Annotated in this window: 17 protein-coding genes; 12 read left to right on the forward strand and 5 right to left on the reverse strand. The window is 63.7% G+C overall.

Annotated features, from left to right (window positions below; translation table 11 throughout):
* Window positions 1–35 precede the first annotated feature (35 nt).
* The 7 genes from VFB05_RS10220 to VFB05_RS10250 all read left to right on the forward strand — a co-directional run bounded on the left by VFB05_RS10220 (window position 36) and on the right by VFB05_RS10250 (window position 7,459).
* Window positions 36–1,184, forward strand: a complete 1,149-nt coding sequence (locus VFB05_RS10220; RefSeq protein WP_325011776.1) for a DegT/DnrJ/EryC1/StrS family aminotransferase — start codon at window positions 36–38, stop codon at window positions 1,182–1,184.
* Window positions 1,185–1,283: 99 nt separating this feature from the next.
* On the forward strand, window positions 1,284–2,810 hold the full coding sequence (gene murJ / locus VFB05_RS10225; RefSeq protein WP_325011778.1) for a murein biosynthesis integral membrane protein MurJ: 1,527 nt from the start codon (window positions 1,284–1,286) through the stop codon (window positions 2,808–2,810).
* A 93-nt stretch (window positions 2,811–2,903) separates the two neighbouring features.
* Window positions 2,904–3,182 carry a type II toxin-antitoxin system RelE/ParE family toxin gene (locus VFB05_RS10230; RefSeq protein ID WP_325011781.1) on the forward strand — a complete coding sequence of 93 codons (279 nt, stop codon included), beginning with the start codon at window positions 2,904–2,906 and terminating at the stop codon, window positions 3,180–3,182.
* Between the two features lie 11 nt (window positions 3,183–3,193).
* Window positions 3,194–3,472: a HigA family addiction module antitoxin gene (locus VFB05_RS10235; protein ID WP_325011783.1), complete on the forward strand. Its 279-nt coding sequence runs from the start codon at window positions 3,194–3,196 to the stop codon at window positions 3,470–3,472.
* Window positions 3,473–3,490: 18 nt separating this feature from the next.
* Window positions 3,491–4,426 carry a DUF1152 domain-containing protein gene (locus tag VFB05_RS10240; RefSeq protein WP_325011786.1) on the forward strand — a complete coding sequence of 312 codons (936 nt, stop codon included), beginning with the start codon at window positions 3,491–3,493 and terminating at the stop codon, window positions 4,424–4,426.
* A 141-nt stretch (window positions 4,427–4,567) separates the two neighbouring features.
* Window positions 4,568–6,871, forward strand: coding sequence for a xanthine dehydrogenase family protein molybdopterin-binding subunit (locus tag VFB05_RS10245; protein ID WP_325011788.1), 2,304 nt, complete (start codon window positions 4,568–4,570; stop codon window positions 6,869–6,871).
* 141 nt (window positions 6,872–7,012) lie between these two features.
* A complete protein-coding gene (locus tag VFB05_RS10250; protein WP_325011790.1) occupies window positions 7,013–7,459 on the forward strand; it encodes a cytochrome c in 447 nt (148 codons plus the stop codon).
* 229 nt (window positions 7,460–7,688) lie between these two features.
* On the opposite strand, the gene VFB05_RS10255 is transcribed toward VFB05_RS10250, so the two are convergent.
* Window positions 7,689–8,108, reverse strand: coding sequence for a CHRD domain-containing protein (locus tag VFB05_RS10255; RefSeq protein ID WP_325011792.1), 420 nt, complete (start codon window positions 8,106–8,108; stop codon window positions 7,689–7,691).
* Window positions 8,109–8,269: 161 nt separating this feature from the next.
* Between VFB05_RS10255 and VFB05_RS10260 the strand changes: the two genes are divergently transcribed.
* On the forward strand, window positions 8,270–9,202 hold the full coding sequence (locus tag VFB05_RS10260) for a cytochrome c (RefSeq protein WP_325011808.1): 933 nt from the start codon (window positions 8,270–8,272) through the stop codon (window positions 9,200–9,202).
* Window positions 9,203–9,395: 193 nt separating this feature from the next.
* Here the strand turns inward: VFB05_RS10260 and VFB05_RS10265 are convergent, their stop codons facing one another.
* On the reverse strand, window positions 9,396–10,562 hold the full coding sequence (locus tag VFB05_RS10265; RefSeq protein WP_325011794.1) for an ABC transporter substrate-binding protein: 1,167 nt from the start codon (window positions 10,560–10,562) through the stop codon (window positions 9,396–9,398).
* Between the two features lie 264 nt (window positions 10,563–10,826).
* On the opposite strand from VFB05_RS10265, the gene VFB05_RS10270 reads away from it, so the two are divergent.
* Window positions 10,827–13,247 carry a bifunctional diguanylate cyclase/phosphodiesterase gene (locus VFB05_RS10270; RefSeq protein ID WP_325011796.1) on the forward strand — a complete coding sequence of 807 codons (2,421 nt, stop codon included), beginning with the start codon at window positions 10,827–10,829 and terminating at the stop codon, window positions 13,245–13,247.
* Window positions 13,248–13,385: 138 nt separating this feature from the next.
* On the opposite strand, the gene VFB05_RS10275 is transcribed toward VFB05_RS10270, so the two are convergent.
* Window positions 13,386–13,631, reverse strand: coding sequence for an Lrp/AsnC ligand binding domain-containing protein (locus VFB05_RS10275; protein WP_325011798.1), 246 nt, complete (start codon window positions 13,629–13,631; stop codon window positions 13,386–13,388).
* Between the two features lie 140 nt (window positions 13,632–13,771).
* Here VFB05_RS10275 and thiD point away from each other — a divergent pair, with 140 nt between their 5' ends.
* Entirely contained in the window at window positions 13,772–14,572 is an 801-nt protein-coding gene (gene thiD, locus VFB05_RS10280; RefSeq protein WP_325011800.1) for a bifunctional hydroxymethylpyrimidine kinase/phosphomethylpyrimidine kinase, read from the forward strand.
* Window positions 14,573–14,642: 70 nt separating this feature from the next.
* On the opposite strand, the gene VFB05_RS10285 is transcribed toward thiD, so the two are convergent.
* Window positions 14,643–15,005, reverse strand: a complete 363-nt coding sequence (locus tag VFB05_RS10285; RefSeq protein WP_325011802.1) for a response regulator — start codon at window positions 15,003–15,005, stop codon at window positions 14,643–14,645.
* A gap of 141 nt (window positions 15,006–15,146) precedes the next feature.
* Window positions 15,147–15,482, reverse strand: a complete 336-nt coding sequence (locus VFB05_RS10290; RefSeq protein ID WP_325011804.1) for a hypothetical protein — start codon at window positions 15,480–15,482, stop codon at window positions 15,147–15,149.
* Between the two features lie 252 nt (window positions 15,483–15,734).
* On the opposite strand from VFB05_RS10290, the gene VFB05_RS10295 reads away from it, so the two are divergent.
* Both VFB05_RS10295 and VFB05_RS10300 read left to right on the forward strand, forming a co-directional pair.
* On the forward strand, window positions 15,735–15,983 hold the full coding sequence (locus tag VFB05_RS10295; RefSeq protein ID WP_325011806.1) for a hypothetical protein: 249 nt from the start codon (window positions 15,735–15,737) through the stop codon (window positions 15,981–15,983).
* 181 nt (window positions 15,984–16,164) lie between these two features.
* Window positions 16,165–16,392 carry a hypothetical protein gene (locus tag VFB05_RS10300; RefSeq protein ID WP_325011810.1) on the forward strand — a complete coding sequence of 76 codons (228 nt, stop codon included), beginning with the start codon at window positions 16,165–16,167 and terminating at the stop codon, window positions 16,390–16,392.
* The last annotated feature ends 197 nt before the right edge of the window (window positions 16,393–16,589 follow it).

The raw sequence follows: 16,589 nt of genomic DNA on the forward strand, positions 1-16,589 counted from the left end.
TGTCACAACCGCTGCAAGGGTCCACGAACCAGCACATGAACCAGCATCTGCGTCCGCAACCCATTCCCTTCATCGATGTCGGCGCCCAGCGCGCCCGGCTCGGCAAATTGATCGACGAGGCGGTCTCCCGCGTGCTCACGCATTGCCAGTTCCTCGGCGGCCCTGAGATCACCGAGCTCGAAAAGCAGCTCGCCACCTTCTCAGGCGCCAAGTATGTCGTGAGCTGCTCGAGCGGCACGGACGCGCTGCTGATGGTGCTGATGGCCAAGGGCATCGGCGCGGGCGATGCCGTGCTCTGCCCGTCCTTCACCTTCTGCGCGACGGGCGAAGCGGCGGCGCTGACCGGAGCGACGCCCGTTCTCGTCGATGTCGACGAGGAGACCTTCAACATGGATGCGGCCTCGCTCGCCCGCGGCATCGCGGAGGCAAAGCGGCGCGGGCTGAAGCCGAAGGTCGTGATCCCGGTCGATCTGTTCGGGCAGAGCGCCGACCATGACGCGATTGCCGAGGTCGCCGCGGCCGAAGGTCTCTTCGTGCTCGACGACGCCGCGCAAGGTTTCGGCGCGAGCTACAAGGGCCGCAAGCTCGGCTCGATCGGGCATGCCACCGCAACGAGCTTCTTCCCGGCAAAGCCGCTCGGCTGTTTCGGCGACGGCGGCGCCATCTTCACCGATGACGACGAGCTTGCCACCGCACTGCGCAGCGTGCGCGTGCACGGGCAGGGCACTGACAAATACGACAATGTCCGGCTCGGCCTGACCGCGCGGCTCGACACGATGCAGGCGGCGATCCTGATCGAGAAGCTGAAAATCTTCGAGGACGAGATCGCAGCCCGCAACGCCGTCGCCGAGCGTTACGCGCGTGGCTTGGGGAATGTGGTCAAGGTGCCGCATCTGAAGCCCGGCTGCAGCTCGGTCTGGGCGCAATACACCATCCGCCTGCCCAAGGGGACGAATCGCGACGCGTTCGCCGCCGCGCTGAAGGCGCAGGGCGTGCCGACTGCGATTTATTATCCGAAGTCGATCCACCAGCAGACCGCCTATCGCCATTTCCCGGTCGCCGATGGCGGCCTGCCGGTCAGCGAGGCGCTGTCGGCCGACGTCATCAGCCTGCCGATGCACGCCTATCTGGACGAAGCGACCCAGGACCGCATCATCGCCGCCGTCCGCGGCGCGCTGGCCTGATCTGTCGCCACCTGCTCCGCAGCCATCCTCCCCTTCCAGGGGAGGATGAAGAAAAGTTCTTCCCTTCAAACTCAAGCTCACTTCGTCTAGAAGCGGCGCATGCTTGGGCGCATTTTCACGGTCGGCGGCTATACCCTGCTTTCACGGCTGACGGGGTTCGCCCGCGATATCATGCTCGCGGCGATCCTGGGCGCGGGACCGGTAGCCGACGCGTTCTTTGTCGCGTTCCGGCTGCCCAATCACTTCCGCGCCATCTTTGCCGAGGGCGCCTTCAACGCCGCCTTTGTTCCCGCCTATGCCCATGTCCAGGGCGGCAAGGGCGAGACGTCGGCAAAGCTGTTTTCCGACCGCGTCTTCACGCTGTTGTTCCTGTCGCAGGTGGTGCTGCTGGCCCTGGCCTGGCTGTTCATGCCGCAGCTCATGACGCTGCTCGCGCCGGGCTTCACCCATGACGACGCGCAGCGCAATCTCGCCATCGCGCTCACGCGCATCACCTTTCCCTATCTGCTGCTGATCACGCTGGTGACGCTCTATGGCGGCATGCTCAACGTGATGCATCGCTATGCCAGCGCCGCCGCCGCCTCGATCTTTCTGAATATCTCGATGATGGCGACGCTTGCGATCGCCGCATTCTTCCCGACCGTGGGTCACGCTGCCGCCTGGGGCGTCCTCGTCTCCGGCTTCCTGCAATATTTCCTGCTCGCCGGCGATCTCGCCACGCATGGCGGCCTGCCGCGGTTCGCCCCCCTGAAGTTGGATGAGGACATTCGCGCCTTTTTCCGCGCGCTTGGCCCGGCCACGCTGGGCTCGATGGGCACGCAGGTCGCGATGTTCGCCGACACCATCATCGCGACATTTCTGCCGGCGGGCGCGCTGTCGGCGCTCTATTATGCCGACCGTCTCAATCAGCTGCCGATCGGGGTGATCGGCATTGCCGTCGGCACCGTGCTGTTGCCGGAAATGTCGCGGCGGATCACCGCACATGATCATGAAGGTGCCATGCAGGCCCAGCGCCGCGCCTTCGATTTCACCCTGTTGTCAGGCGTGCCCTTCGTCGCGGCCTTCCTCGCCGTGCCCGACGTTATCACGCGTGCGATGTTCGCCCGCGGTGCATTCACAAAGACAGATGCAGCCGCAGCCGGCGCGACGCTCGCGGCCTATGCGGTCGGGCTCATTCCCTTCGTGCTGATCAGGAGCGCGGTTGCGACCTTCTACGCCCGCAAGGACACCGCGACACCCGTCAAGGCCTCGCTCACGGGGATCGGCGTGAACGTGGCGCTGAAGCTCCTGCTGATGGGACCGCTCGCCCAGGTCGGCCTGGCGCTTGCCACCGCCATCGGCGCCTGGATCAATCTCCTCCTTGTGCTCGGCTTTGCGGTGCGGGCCGGCTATCTCGAGCTGAACCGCGCGCTGGTGCAATCGCTTCTCAGATTTGCGTCGACCGGAGTCCTGCTCGCCGCGGCGCTGTGGCTGACGGCCAGATTTGCTGCGGCGCATCTTTCCGGGCTGACCGCCTTCCGTGACGAAATCGTGCTGCTGATCCTGGTGCTTGTCGGGGCCGTGATCTATGCCGGATCGATCCTGCTGCTGTTCGGCCCGAGGTGGCTCAAGACGCTGGTGCGGTAGCGTCCCGTCCTGCTCGATCGTGAATAACTGTAAAGCGTCATTTGACATATGCAAAAGTTCGCTTTACAGTTCTCGCCGAACGATCAGTGAGCAATGATCGAGAATTTCAGACACAAGGGACTAAGGCAGCTTTTTGAGGACGATAACGCCAAAGGCGTTAGCGCGGAGCATGTACGCAAGCTCAGGCAGATTCTTGCGACGCTGCACGCCGCAGAGACGATTGAGGCGATGAGGTTGCCGACATTCGGGCTGCATCCGCTGAAAGGCGACCTGAAGGGATTCTGGGCGGTCACTGTCAGGGCGAATTGGCGCGTCATCTTCCGCTTCGAGGAGGGCAACGCGTCCGATGTCGATCTTGTGGACTATCACTGAGGGAGAAGATTATGGAGATGAAAAATCCTCCCCATCCCGGCGAGTTAATCGGCGATACTCTTGGAGAGTTGAAGATTTCAATCTCGGAGGCCGCGCGGGGGCTTGGTATCACGCGCCAGCAGCTTCACAACGTGATTGCGGGCCGCAGTGGCATCACGCCGGAGATGGCCGTGAAGCTCGAAAAGGCGATCGGCAGCACCGCGGACACGTGGCTCAAGATGCAGATGAGCTACGACCTGGCGCAGGTGCGCAAGCGGCCGATCAAGGTGAAGCGCTTGGCGCCTGTTTGAAGTCAAATCAGTTCTACCATGATCCCCTTTATTACCCGGCTGGAAAACTCACAAAAGGTGCTTATCGCAGGCTGTGGCGGCGGTTTTGATGTTTTCGCCGGTGTCCCGCGCGCTCAATATTTGCGGGCGAGGGGCAAGAGCGTGGTCTTTGCGAACTTCTCCTTCACCAATCTCTGGATGTGCGGCGGAGAACGCATCGCGTCCACCCTTTGGCGCGTCGACCGGCAGTCGAGCGAATTGCCTTATTTTCCTGAGAAATGGCTGGTCGAATGGCTGAACAGGAATGAGCGGGCGGCGCCGGTCTATGTCTTCGCAAAGAGCGGCGTCGTGCCGTTGAGCTCTGCCTATGAGTTGATCATCCGCGAGCATCAAGTCGATCTCGTTGTGCTGGTCGACGGCGGCACCGACAGCATTATCTTCGGTGACGAACCGGGAATCGGGAGCGCCATCGAGGACGCCGTTTCGATAGTGGCTGTTAGTCGGGCTGCAGGTGAACGAGCGGTGCTTGCCGCGCTCGGCTTTGGTATCGATCACTATCACGGCGTTTCGCACCATGCGTTCCTTGAAAATGTCGCACGGCTGACGCGCGACGGCGATTTCCTGGGGGCATTCTCGGTGCAGTCGGGCACGCCGGAGGCCGACGAATTTCTTGATCTCATCGACTACGCCAATCAGCGCCAGCCCGTCCATCGGAGCATCGTATGCAACTCGATTGCGAGTGCCTTGCGCTGTGAATTCGGCGACTATCATGCGACCAACCGGACGAGTGGAAACGAGCTGTTCATCAATCCGCTGATGTCGCAATATTGGACGTTTGCGGTCCAGGGAATTGCGCATCACATGGGCTACGCAAATCAGATCGTGGAGACCGACCGGTTCGAAGATGTCAAGCGGGTGATTGAGCTATGGCGCGAGACGGTCGAACTGAGACCCCATCGACAAATCCCGTTGTGAGGTCTCGGTCAGGGTGTCGCGTCTGTACCAATGGCGCACTGCGATAGCGGTCGGATTGATAGCGTTCCACTAAACCCTTTGCACAGCACGGCAATCCGCTGCAATATGCCTCGCAAGTCACAATAAGAAATTGGAGATGAGATGGCTGCTCCCATCAAGTTCGGCGTCGGTCAAAGTGTCCTGCGCAAGGAGGATGACGCACTGATCCGCGGCAAGGGCCGCTACACCGACGACACGGCGCCGCAGGCCTCGCTGCACGCGCTGGTGCTGCGCTCGCCACATGCGCATGCCAAATTCACCATCGATGCGAGCAAGGCGCGCACACTGCCCGGCGTGGCGCTGATCCTCACCGCAGACGATATCGCCGATCTCGGCGGCCTGCCGTGCCTGTTCAATTTCGAGGTCGATCCGTTCACCGGCCCGCCGTACCCGATCCTTGCAAAGGACGAGGTGCGGCATGTCGGTGATGCCGTCGCCTTCGTTGTCGCCGACAGCATCGATCACGCGCGCGACGCCATCGAAGCCATCAACGTCAACTGGACGCCGCTGCCGGCGGTGTCCGGCGTTGCCAATGCGGTCAAGCCCGGTGCGCCGCAGGTCTGGCCGGACAAGCCCGGCAATATCCTGTTCGACGTGCCGATCGGCGACAAGAAGGCGACCGAGGAAGCCTTTGCCAAGGCGCATGCGGTTGCGGAAATCTCCATCGTCAATCCGCGCGTAGTCGCGAGCTTCATGGAGACGCGGGCCGCGGTCTGCGAGTACGATGCCAAGCGCGATCATCTGACGCTCACCGCCGGCAGCCAGGGCAGCCATCGCCTGCGCGACATTCTGTGCCAGAATGTCCTGAAGATCCCCACTGACAAGATGCGGGTGATCTGCCCCGATGTCGGCGGCGGCTTCGGCACCAAGCTGTTTCCGTATCGCGAATACGCATTGCTTGCGGTCGCTGCGCGCAAGCTGAAGAAGACGGTGCGCTGGGCGGCCGATCGCTCCGAGCACTTCGTGGGTGACGCGCAGGGCCGCGACAATGTCACGACAGCGCGGATGGCGCTGGCCGAGGACGGCAAATTCCTCGCCATGGATGTCGACCTGATGGGCGACATGGGCGCCTATCTCTCGACCTTCGCGCCCTACATCCCGCACGGCGGCGCCGGCATGTTGCCGGGGCTCTATGACATCCAGACCTTCCACTGCCGCGTCCGCACCGTGTTCACCCACACCGTGCCGGTCGATGCCTATCGCGGCGCGGGGCGGCCGGAGGCGGCTTACGTCATCGAGCGCCTGGTTGACGCGTGCGCGCGCAAGCTCGACATGACGCCGGATGCGATCCGCAGGAAGAACTTCATCCAGCCGAAGCAGCTGCCGTACAAGACGATCACCGGCAAGATTTATGACTCCGGTGATTTCGCCGCGCACATGAAGCGGGCGATGGACGTCGCGAACTGGAAGGAGTTTCCCAAGCGCGTCAAGGCCGCGAAGAAGGAGGGCCTCGTCCGCGGCATCGGCATGTCGAGCTATGTCGAGATCTGTGGCACCATGGGCGATGAGACCGCCAATGTGCGGCTTGATCCCAATGGGGACATTCTTGTCTTGATCGGCACGCAGTCGAGCGGGCAGGGTCACCAGACCGCCTACGCCCAGATCGTCGCCGAGCAGTTCGGCGTGCCGCCCGAGCGCGTCCATGTCCACCAGGGCGATACCGCCGAGATCGCAACCGGGCTTGGCACCGGCGGCTCGGCCTCGATCCCGACCGGCGGCGTCTCGGTGCAGCGCGCCACGACCGAGCTCGGCAAGCAAATGAAGGTGCTCGCAGCCGAGGCGCTGGAGACCAGCGCCGCCGATCTCGAGATCAACAATGGCGTGGTGCGGATCGCCGGCACCGACCGCTCCATCAGCTTTGCGGATCTCGCAAAGCGTCCGGGCGGCGACAAGCTGAACGGCAGTGCGACCTTCAACAGCGCCGACGGCACCTATCCCAACGGCACCCATATCGCCGAGGTCGAGATCGATCCGGCAACCGGCATCGTCAGAATAGTCAACTACGTCATCGTCGACGATTTCGGTGTCACGCTCAATCCGCTGCTGCTCGCCGGCCAAGTGCATGGCGGGGTGATGCAGGGGATCGGGCAGGCCCTGATGGAGCGGGTGGTCTATAGCCCGACCGACGGGCAGCTGATCACCGGCACCTACATGGACTACGCGCTGCCGCGCGCGGCCGACGGCGTCGCCTTCCATTTCGAGACCCACAACATTCCCTGCAAGACCAATCCGATGGGGGTGAAGGGGGCGGGTGAAGCCGGCGCGATCGGCTCATGCCCGGCGGTCGTGAACGCCATCGTCGAGGGGCTATGGCGCGAATACAAGATCGACCACATCGACATGCCGGCAACGCCGGAGCGGGTCTGGATCGCCATTCGCGAGCACCAGCGCCGGCACAGTTTGTGATGCTGGAATGAAGGGCTCGGCGTGGGGTTTCTGTCTTTGTTTGAGCATGATTTCTTCGGAAAAGCGCTACACACTTTTCCGGATCATGCTCTAGGCAAGCCTCGCCAGCAAAATGGTCAAGGTTGAAATCAGGGGAATAGGATGAAGCGAAGTATTGTAGTTGCCGGCGCCATTCTGATCGGTCTTGGTGCCGTCATGGCGGCGGGGGACCAGGTCAAGGACACCCAGGCGATGATGAAGGGCAACGGCAAGAATGCCGGCGCGCTGTCCGCGATGATCAAGGGCGAGAAGCCCTACGATCAGGCGACGGTGGATGCGGCACTCACCCAGTTCTCCGAAACCGCCGCCAAGCTGCCCACGCTGTTTCCGGAGAGCATCAAGGACAAGCCGTTCGACGGCGACTACAGCCCCTCGTCCAAGATCTGGGAAGACAAGGCCGGCTTCGCCGACCACATCGCAAGCTTCAGCAAGGTGGTGAGCGACGCCAAGGGCAAGATCAAGGATCTCGACACGCTCAAGGCCGAGCTTGCCGTCATCGGCAAGCAGTGCGGCGGTTGCCACGAGACCTACCGCATCAAGAAGACCTGAGTTTGCGATAACCTGCGCAGCGGACGGAAAGGGCGGATGCCGATGCATCCGCCCTTTTTGCTTGTGGACACATTCCCTGCCTTCAAGCCCGCTCCGGCCGTCATATCCCGCGAAAGCGGGGTATCCAGAGGCGTCTGAGCTTAAGCCGTCTCTGGAATACTGGATCGTCCGCTTTCGACAGTGGCGTGAGACTTAGACAGCGGAGTTCGCCCTACTACTTCGCCCCTTGTTACTTCGTTACCTGCCCGCGGATTTCGCCGCCGGGATTGGCCGCGGTGTGGACGTTGACATAGTACTTGCCGGCCTCGAGATCGGCGGCCTGGGCGTCGGTGAGCGTGGCGCTGCCCTCGGCGGGACTCGTGCCAGCGTTGGGGATCGCAACGGCGACGCCGGCATTCTTGCCGGGCTCGGCGGGCCCGTGGAAATGCGCCGCTGTGGCGGGTCCGCTCAGGCCCGAATAGGTGAGCTTCCAGGAGAGCTTCTTGCTGGCGGGGTCGTAATTGATGTCGGCGGTGCCGGTCGCGGTGCTCGCATTCGGCGGCACTTCGGATTTCGCATCGAGTGTCGCCTTGAACGTCTCGGCACTGGCGGCGCCGGCGAACAGCACCGCTGCTCCCAACGCAAATGCAGCAAACATGGCTTTGGTCATGGCTCTCTCCCTGTTGTTGTCGCCACGATTTCACAACAATGGCCTTTGTGGGTTTATTCCCGAAAAAGCGGCAATCCCGCCACAAATCGTGGCACAATTTGATGACTGGAGTAACGGCGGCACCGGCCCTAAGGTTGCGACCGGACATGACGGGACGTTGGATGCCGCGCCGGACCTTGCTTGCCGCCCTCATCGCCGCCGGGGCGGCGTTCGGCCTGTATTGGTGGCTGACGTCCGTGCCGCTGGCCGGCGCCGTAACCGCCCCCGCATTCACGCCCGACATCGCCAACGGCGAAGTGATCTTCAACGCCGGCGGCTGCGCGTCCTGCCATGCCGTTCCCAACCAGCCCGACCGTTTGAAGCTCGGCGGCGGACTGGCTATTCCCTCGCCCTTTGGTACCTTCTACGCACCCAACATCTCGCCCGACAAGGCTGACGGCATCGGCCGCTGGCGCGAGGAGGATTTCGTCAATGCGGTGATGCGCGGCGTCTCGCCGGAGGGGACGCACTACTTCCCGGCCTTTCCCTATACCTCCTATGCGCATGCGCGGCCGAAAGACGTGCGCGATCTCTTCGGCTACCTGAAGACGCTTCCGCCTGTCGCAGGCAAGGTGCGCGACCACGACGTCCCGTTCCCGTTCAACATCCGCCGCAACATCGGCATCTGGAAATTGCTGTTCTTCGATCAACAGCCGTTCGCGCCCGATCTGTCGCGCTCGGCGGCGTGGAATCGCGGTGCCTATCTCGTCAACAGTTTCGGCCATTGCGCCGAGTGCCACAGCCCGCGCAATTTTCTCGGCGGCATCATCGCCTCGCAGCGCTTCGCCGGCGGGCCCAATCCGGAAGGCGAGGGCTGGGTGCCCAACATCACCCAGAAGGGCCTCTCCGACTGGAACGAAAAGGACATCGCCTATTTTCTCGAGACCGGCCAGACGCCGGACGGTGACAGCGCCGGCGGCTCGATGACCCGCGTGATCAAGAACATCTCGCAATTGCTGGAGGCAGATCGCGACGCGATCGCGACCTACGTCGGGTCGCTACCGCCCGTCGAAGGCCCGCCACGGCCGAAGAAGAAGACGGGCGAGGGGAGCTAGGCAGGGGACGCCGACAATTGCTCCCACGAGCTCCCAACCATCACCGTCATCCTGAGGTGCCGCCGCGTAAGCGGCGGCCTCGAAGGGCGACGGCCCGGCTCTCACAGCGGGGCCGTACATCCTTCGAGGCTCGCTTTCGCGAGCGCCTCAGGATGACGGTCTGAGATGGTCGGGTGATTGAGTTGAATAGACGCTACAGCTTATCCACCGCCCTGAAACTGCCGTCGGGCTGGATCACGGTCAGGAACACGCGCGGCGGCTGCTCGCGGGCCTTGTCGCCGAAGGCGATGACGTCACCGCCGATGTCGAACCGGCCGACGTCGTGGATGATCCGGAGCAGGTCCGCGCGGGTCGGGTTGGGGCCGGCCATCTCGAGCGCCTTGGCGGCGAGGCGGCCGGAGAGATAGCCTTCGAGCGAAATGAAGTCCGGCGTCAGCGCGGGGTCGAGCGCTTTTTCTGCGGCCTGGTAATCGGCGACGAGCTTCAATCGCGTGTCCCACGGAAACGGCACCACTTCGGAGACGATCACGCCCTTGCCGTCATTGCCGAGCTCTCTCGCCAGCGCCGTGGCACCGACAAAGGAGATCGCGACAAAGGTCGGATTGAAGCCGCGTCGATGTGCGAGCTTGATGAACTCGGCACAGGGGCCGTAGGTGCCGACCATCACCACGGCGTCCGGCTCGGCACGCCGGATCGCCTTGAAGGCCGCGCCGACCGCACGGGTGTTGCGTTCGAAGGTGCCTTCCGACGCAAGCTCCATGCCGCGCCACGCCAGCGCCGTCTTGACGCCGGCGAGGCCGTCACGGCCGAACGCGTCGTCCTGATAGAAGATCGCGATGTTCTTCAGATGCAGGTCTTCGGTGAGATGCTTGATCCACGCCTCGGCCTCTGCGCTGTAGCTTGCGCGAATGTTGACGACGTTCTGGAATTCGGAGGCGCGCAGGAACTCCGCGCCGCTGAACGGACCGATGAAGGGCACGTTCTTGGCGGCGGCGATCGGCACTGTCGCCATCGAGGTCGGGGTGCCGACCGCGCCGATCAGCGCGAACACCTTGTCCTCCTCGATCAGTTTTACGGTGGCTATCACCGACCGATCCGGATCGTAGCCATCGTCGCGGCTGATCAGTTCAAGCCGGCGGCCGTGCACGCCGCCCTTGGCGTTCACCTCGGCAAAGGCGGCCAGAATCCCCTGCCGCATGCCTTGCCCCAGCGCCGAGGACGGTCCGCCGAGCGCGGCCGCCTGGCCGAACAGGATGGTGTCCGCCGAAATCCCTACTTCGTCTGCGGTTGCAGCCAACGGCAGGCTCGCGCAGGACGTGAGCACAAGGGCGGCGAGGACCGAGACTGTTGATGGCCGCATGGCGGAGCTTATCGGAGTTCACTTAACCAGCACACAGCAAGCCTACCCGCATCGGGTGAAAAGCTTGCTAATTCAACGCATTTTGTCAGCCGTACGAATGCGGAGAACAGCGGTCAATATTCGCTTTTACCACCGCAGATCGTTAACTACGCGCCGATCACGTCTCGGTATTTTCCCGGATTTTTGCAAGTTTTTAACTGCGCCCACTGTCGATAGACGAGGACGGATTTGTGAGCCGTTTGGGGACCTCATTTGCGGGCGGGCGTGGAAGGCGAAATTGGCGAAAGCACCGGCGGAGGGCGCGAGGGTGCGCCCGCCGAGCGCCGCCGCAGGTCGGTCTCACGCTTCGAGCTGTATCGTCCCGCGCTGATCGCCGCCTGCATCGGCATTGCGCTGTCGGTTGCCGGCGCGTTTGCGGTCGCCCAGTGGGAGAACAGGCTGGCGCGCGCCGAGTTCGAGGGTCTTGCCGAGAACCAGGCCATCACCATCCAGAACGGCATCAACGAATATGTGGGGCGGCTGATCACGCTGCGCACGCTGTTCGAATCCGCCAACGAAGACATCACCCGCAGCGAATATGAGACATTCAGCCAGCGCCTGTTTCAGGGCCATCCTGGCCTGGTCCGGGCGGCCTGGGTGCCGCGCGTCAGCCACAAGGAGCGTGCCGAATACGAGGCCGCAGCCGTGGCGGACGGCATCTCCGGCTATCAGATCAAGACCTTTGCGGACGGGGCCGCGGCGCCGCTCGCGGACGAATATTTCCCGGTCTATTTCTCCACCGAGCCGAAGACCTCGGTCGTCTATGGGCTCGATTACTGGAGCTTTCCGGAGCGGCGCGCCGTGCTCGAACGCGCGCGCGACGATGATCAGGTCGTGGTGTTGCGCACCCGACTTTACGAAACGCGCCACGGCACCGTTCCCTACGGCGTGATGGTCGCAGTGCCGGTCTATGCCAAGGGCACCTCGCGCACGACCGTCGCCGACCGCCGGCGCAACCTCAATGGCTTCGTTATCGGCATTTTCGATCTGCCGCAGCTCGTCAAGGCGGTCCGCACCGCGAGCCAGACCCTGTCGGCCATCGCCATCGACGTCTTTCCGCCGCAGACTATGGCCGAGGCGGCGCTCGAGACGATGGCCGTGCCCGATTTCTCCAGCCATGCCTCCCATGCCGGCGTGAGGACCGGGGCGCCCTGGTGGGCCACGCTGAAGATCGGCGACACCGCGTGGCGGCTGCGCGCCGCGCCGATATCCAGCGGCCTGCGCATCGACCATCACGCCGGCGCACTGGCGCTGTTCGGCGCAGGGGTGGTCACCACGATCTTCCTTGCCATCTATCTCGGGCTCGCCAGCCGCAACTCGCTGCAACTGTCGCTTGCCAACCGCCGCGTGCTGGAGCTTGCGCAAACCGATCGTCTGACCGGTCTGCGCAACCGCAGCTTCTTCCTGGGGGCGCTGCAGGAGATCACGATCGGGACGGGGAGCAGCGGCTACGCCGTCCTGCTGCTCGACCTCGACCGCTTCAAGAACGTGAACGATTCGCTGGGCCATGCCGCGGGCGACGAGCTGCTCCGCCTGGTTGCGCTGCGGCTGCGGTCGACGCTGCGCGACGGCGATGTGGTGGCGCGGCTTGGCGGTGATGAATTCGCGGTGATCCTCGCCGGCGGCGCCGACATGCACAAGCTGTCGCTCGATCTGGCGCGGCGGATCTCCAAGCTGATCGCCGAACCGTTCGAGCTGCTCGGCCAGCGGGTCGAGATCGGCACCAGCATCGGCATTGCGCTGTCGCCCGAGCACGGGCTCGACCAGGAGCAGCTTCTGAAGAAGGCGGACCTTGCGCTCTATCGCTCCAAATCGGCGGGCCGCAACTGTTACACGATCTATGACCAGGCGATGTCGGCCGAGCTCGAGGCGCGCAACACGCTGGAGAGCGATTTGCGCGATGCCATCACGCTTGGCCACTTCGAGGTGCACTACCAGCCGTTCTACAATGTCGAAACCCGCCGCCGCCGCGGCGTCGAGGCGCTGGTGCGCTGGCGCCACCCGGTCAAGGGGCTGATCCCGCCCGACCAGTTCATCCCGCTTGCGGAATCCACCGGCCTGATCGTTCCGCTCGGGGAGTGGGTGATCGCACGCGCCTGCTACGATGCCGCCGCCTGGCCCGACGACATCAAGGTCGCGGTGAACCTGTCGCCGGTGCAGTTCAAGCAGGCCGAATTGTTCGACGTGATCCAGCAAGTGCTGAAGAACTCGCGGCTGAAGCCGCAGCGGCTCGAGATCGAGATCACGGAATCAGTGCTGCTGGAGCAGGCCGCCGAGAACCACAGCTTCATCGACAAGCTCAAGAGCATCGGCATTTCGCTCGCGCTCGACGATTTCGGCACCGGCTATTCATCGCTGCGCTCGCTGACCGCTTTCCCGTTCGACAAGATCAAGATCGACAAATCCTTCGTCGCCAACTTGAGCAAGCAACAGGGCTCGTCCGCCATCATCTCCTCCGTCGTGACGCTTGCGCGCGGACTCGGCATGTCGATCACGGCGGAAGGGGTGGAGACCGCCGAGCAGTTCGACCACCTGCGCTCGCTCGGCGTGAACTTCGCGCAAGGCTATCTGCTGGGGCGCCCGATGCCGGCGAGCCAGCTCGATGGCCACTTCCGGAATGACTACGCCAAGCGGAATGCGGCCTGACGGTCCATCACCGTTACCCTGAGGTGCTCGCGACAGCGAGCCTCGACGGGCGACGGCCCCGCTGTAGCATACGGCCCGTTCATCCTTCGAGGCTCGCTGCGCTCGCGCCTTGGGATGACGGATGGAATGGCTTGAGCCCTAACCCGTCCCGAACGCCTTGAAGGTGATGATGGTATGGGTGTCCTGGATGCCGGGCAGCACCTGGACCCTTTCGTTGACGAAATGGCCGATGTCGGTGTCCTTGTCGACATAGAACTTGACCAGCAGGTCGTAATTGCCCGCGGTGGAATAGATCTCGGAGGCGATCTCGGCCTCGGCAAGCGCATTGGCCACCGTGTAGGACTGGCCGAGCTTGCACTTGATCTGGACGAAGAAGGGAACCATCGAGCGCATCTCCTGAAAGGTCGGCCCAGTATAGCGCGTCGGACGCGGGAGGGGACCCTTTTGCGGGCGGCAAAGGGCCAGATTTGCAGGCATCTGGCAAGCCAGCTTGCTGCGATCCGCACCTCGCGCTATCACACCTCATGACCACGCCCGTCGCGCTTTCCATCGCCGGCTCCGATTCCAGCGGCGGCGCCGGCATCCAGGCCGACCTCAAGACCTTTGCCGCGCTCTCCGTCTACGGCGCCTCCGCCATCACCGCGCTGACCGCGCAGAACACGCGAGGCGTGAGCGCCATCCACCCGGTACCGCCGGAGTTCGTCACCGCCCAGCTGGACGCGGTGTTTGCGGACCTCAGTGTGGGCGCGGTCAAGACCGGGATGCTCGGCGGCCGCGCGACCGTTGATGCGCTGGCAGCCGCGTTCAAGCGCTGGTCGCCGCCCTTTGTCGTGATCGATCCGGTCATGGTCGCAACCTCCGGCGACCGGCTGCTGCCGGCCGACGCCGTCGACGCGCTGCGCACGAAGCTCATCCCGCTCGCCGCCATCATCACCCCGAACCTGCCCGAGGCGGCGGTCCTGCTCAGCGAGCCGGTCGCTGTCAGCGATGCCGCGATCGAGAGCCAGGGCCGGCGGCTGCTCTCGCTCGGCTGTTCCCACGTGCTGATCAAGGGCGGCCACGCCCATGGCAGCGAGAGCATCGACTATCTGATCAGCGCAAACAGCACCGTGCCGCTCGCAGGGCCGCGCTTCATCACGCAGAATACCCATGGCACCGGCTGCTCGCTCTCCGCGGCAATCGCGGCCGGGCTCGCCAAGGGCGAGGACATGGAAACCGCGGTCCGCAATGCGAAGGTCTTCATCAGCGCCGCGATCGCCTCGGCCGATCGCTTTGCCGTCGGCCACGGCCGCGGCCCGGTGCATCACTTCCACCGCTATTACTAAGATTCTTCCACCTGCCCCCTCCAGGGGCGGGTGGAGCAAGGTGGAAGCGTGAGACTCCAAGTGCCGCTGCTCATCGATGAGCGATGTCGAGCAGATCGGAAATCCGGTAGGGCTTTGCGAGAAAGTTGATGTCGGAGACGTCCGGGGGCAGTGCGGCACGGCCGGCACCGGAGACCACGATGATCCGCAAGCCGGGACAGCGTTGCCGGGCGAAGCTCGCAAGCTCGATGCCGTTGCCCCGGCCTGCAAGTTCGACGTCGGTCACCATCAAGGTGAGCTCGACGCCGAACCGGGCGACGACGAGCTCGGCCGCTTCAGCGCTCTCGCACTGAATGACATCCATGTTGTCCTGCTTCAACGCGTCGCTCAACACCTCGCGCTGCAGCGGATCATCTTCCACAACCAGCGCCAGCGACGGAACGCCAAAGTTCATTCTCAGCCTCCGCTATTCAGACAGGTTAATGCGGGGAGGCTGGTGCGGTTCGCGCCCAGCGCGCAAGGAGATGTCGTGTTTTCAGAAGTGTGCAGATCTGCACCGAAGCGTGCACTCGGCACGCCCCGAGGCGCGGCGGTCTCAAGCGCCGCTGCTTGTCTCGTCCGTCGTGCCGTCCCTGCTTCTGGCGGCGATCAGGCTCTCGACTTCGGCGGCCATCTCAAGCAGCTGCCGCGACAGCCGGGCGAACAGCGCGCGCTTGGCATAGTCGGTGGCGAGGTTGCTGATCAGCTCGCACTCGGCTGCATCGACACGAAGCTTTTCCAGTTTCTCTTGGAGATCTTTCATCGCGCCACTACAGCATGGTCCAGCCCGCAGCTGGTGTTCAGAAGTATACACTCGCTGCGGCGCATCAGTTGAATCTCGTGGATCGTCATCGGTCGCCTCGCGTGTCGAACGCGCGGCGGGCTGGAACATATGCGTCTCCCCGGCGTCATCCCGTTTTCCGAGGGTGCCATCTGAAGGAGGATATCATGGGCTTTGGAAGAGGTGCGTTGTTGTGGCTGTTGGGTGTGCCGCTGCCGATCATTCTGCTGCTGGCGCTGTTCTGGCACCACTAGACAAGAACGTCTTCGGAAGCGCCGCGTGAGCGGCGCTTCTCGCATCTGGGAACAATAATTCTTGTTAATCATTCTCTCCGCACCTGAACGATCTGGAGGAGAGGAACAGATGCGGAAGTACCTGCTTGCTGCGGCGATGATCGGCGCGCTCGCCACGCCGGCCCTCGCGGACGACGTCGGCGTTCATGTCGGTCCCGTCGGCGCCGGCGTAACGGTCGGCGAAGCGCCGCCGCCACCCGATCACACCACCACCGTGATCAAGGAGCGTGAGCCCCGCGAGGATCGGACGACGGTGATCAAGAAGGAAGACGAGTTCGGCAATCGCGAGAAGACCGTCATCCATCACGATCACGACTAGCGCATGATCGACAAGGCGGAGCGCTGCCGTGCGCCGGAGGGCCCATCGCGCCCGTTCCAAACCATCATGCCATGGAAGACCCAAAGCGTGGCCACGCGTGGCTGCGCTTTGGGAGCAAGGCTCCGGTCGCCTGGCGCATCGGAGCCTTCATTCCCTTTACCCAATGTTTCGGGAGCCGTTCATGACTGCGCTGACGAATGACAGGTCATCTGCATCGGCGGCCATCCGGCGGGTGATGGAAGCCTACGAACTGGTGCGCGATCGCGACGCCGCGGAGGTCGCGCATGCGCGTAGCGCGTTGACGCGGCACATCCAGCAGCTCGTCGCCGCGGGCGAGACCGATGAGGAGCGGCTCGCGGTCGCCGGCATCATTTACCTGAAGTCGCTGCCAACCGCCCAAGCCGTGTGAACATCGGGACGAGGCCCGACGGGTAGTATCAGTTCGATCTACCCGTTCCCGGACAAGAGCTTCGTCGAATGTCTCGGCGAACCAGGCGATCGTGTCCGCGTCGATCGTATCATTCTTTGCCAGGCGCCCAGCCGAGCGGGCGAAGTTACGCACCCGCTTCGGATCGACGATCCGCACCTCAATGCCGCCCTCGCGCA

Source organism: Bradyrhizobium sp. (genome assembly GCF_035652035.1).
Lineage (GTDB): Bacteria > Pseudomonadota > Alphaproteobacteria > Rhizobiales > Xanthobacteraceae > Bradyrhizobium.

Bases quoted from the DNA above. Each gene is read 5' to 3' on its own strand.
- VFB05_RS10220 (WP_325011776.1), top strand. From the start codon at position 36: ATGAACCAGCATCTGCGTCCGCAACCCATTCCCTTCATCGATGTCGGC.
- murJ (WP_325011778.1), top strand. From the start codon at position 1,284: ATGCTTGGGCGCATTTTCACGGTCGGCGGCTATACCCTGCTTTCACGG.
- VFB05_RS10230 (WP_325011781.1), top strand. From the start codon at position 2,904: ATGATCGAGAATTTCAGACACAAGGGACTAAGGCAGCTTTTTGAGGAC.
- VFB05_RS10235 (WP_325011783.1), top strand. From the start codon at position 3,194: ATGGAGATGAAAAATCCTCCCCATCCCGGCGAGTTAATCGGCGATACT.
- VFB05_RS10240 (WP_325011786.1), top strand. From the start codon at position 3,491: ATGATCCCCTTTATTACCCGGCTGGAAAACTCACAAAAGGTGCTTATC.
- VFB05_RS10245 (WP_325011788.1), top strand. From the start codon at position 4,568: ATGGCTGCTCCCATCAAGTTCGGCGTCGGTCAAAGTGTCCTGCGCAAG.
- VFB05_RS10250 (WP_325011790.1), top strand. From the start codon at position 7,013: ATGAAGCGAAGTATTGTAGTTGCCGGCGCCATTCTGATCGGTCTTGGT.
- VFB05_RS10255 (WP_325011792.1), bottom strand. From the start codon at position 8,108: ATGACCAAAGCCATGTTTGCTGCATTTGCGTTGGGAGCAGCGGTGCTG.
- VFB05_RS10260 (WP_325011808.1), top strand. From the start codon at position 8,270: ATGCCGCGCCGGACCTTGCTTGCCGCCCTCATCGCCGCCGGGGCGGCG.
- VFB05_RS10265 (WP_325011794.1), bottom strand. From the start codon at position 10,562: ATGCGGCCATCAACAGTCTCGGTCCTCGCCGCCCTTGTGCTCACGTCC.
- VFB05_RS10275 (WP_325011798.1), bottom strand. From the start codon at position 13,631: ATGGTTCCCTTCTTCGTCCAGATCAAGTGCAAGCTCGGCCAGTCCTAC.
- thiD (WP_325011800.1), top strand. From the start codon at position 13,772: ATGACCACGCCCGTCGCGCTTTCCATCGCCGGCTCCGATTCCAGCGGC.
- VFB05_RS10285 (WP_325011802.1), bottom strand. From the start codon at position 15,005: ATGAACTTTGGCGTTCCGTCGCTGGCGCTGGTTGTGGAAGATGATCCG.
- VFB05_RS10290 (WP_325011804.1), bottom strand. From the start codon at position 15,482: ATGTTCCAGCCCGCCGCGCGTTCGACACGCGAGGCGACCGATGACGAT.
- VFB05_RS10295 (WP_325011806.1), top strand. From the start codon at position 15,735: ATGCGGAAGTACCTGCTTGCTGCGGCGATGATCGGCGCGCTCGCCACG.
- VFB05_RS10300 (WP_325011810.1), top strand. From the start codon at position 16,165: ATGACTGCGCTGACGAATGACAGGTCATCTGCATCGGCGGCCATCCGG.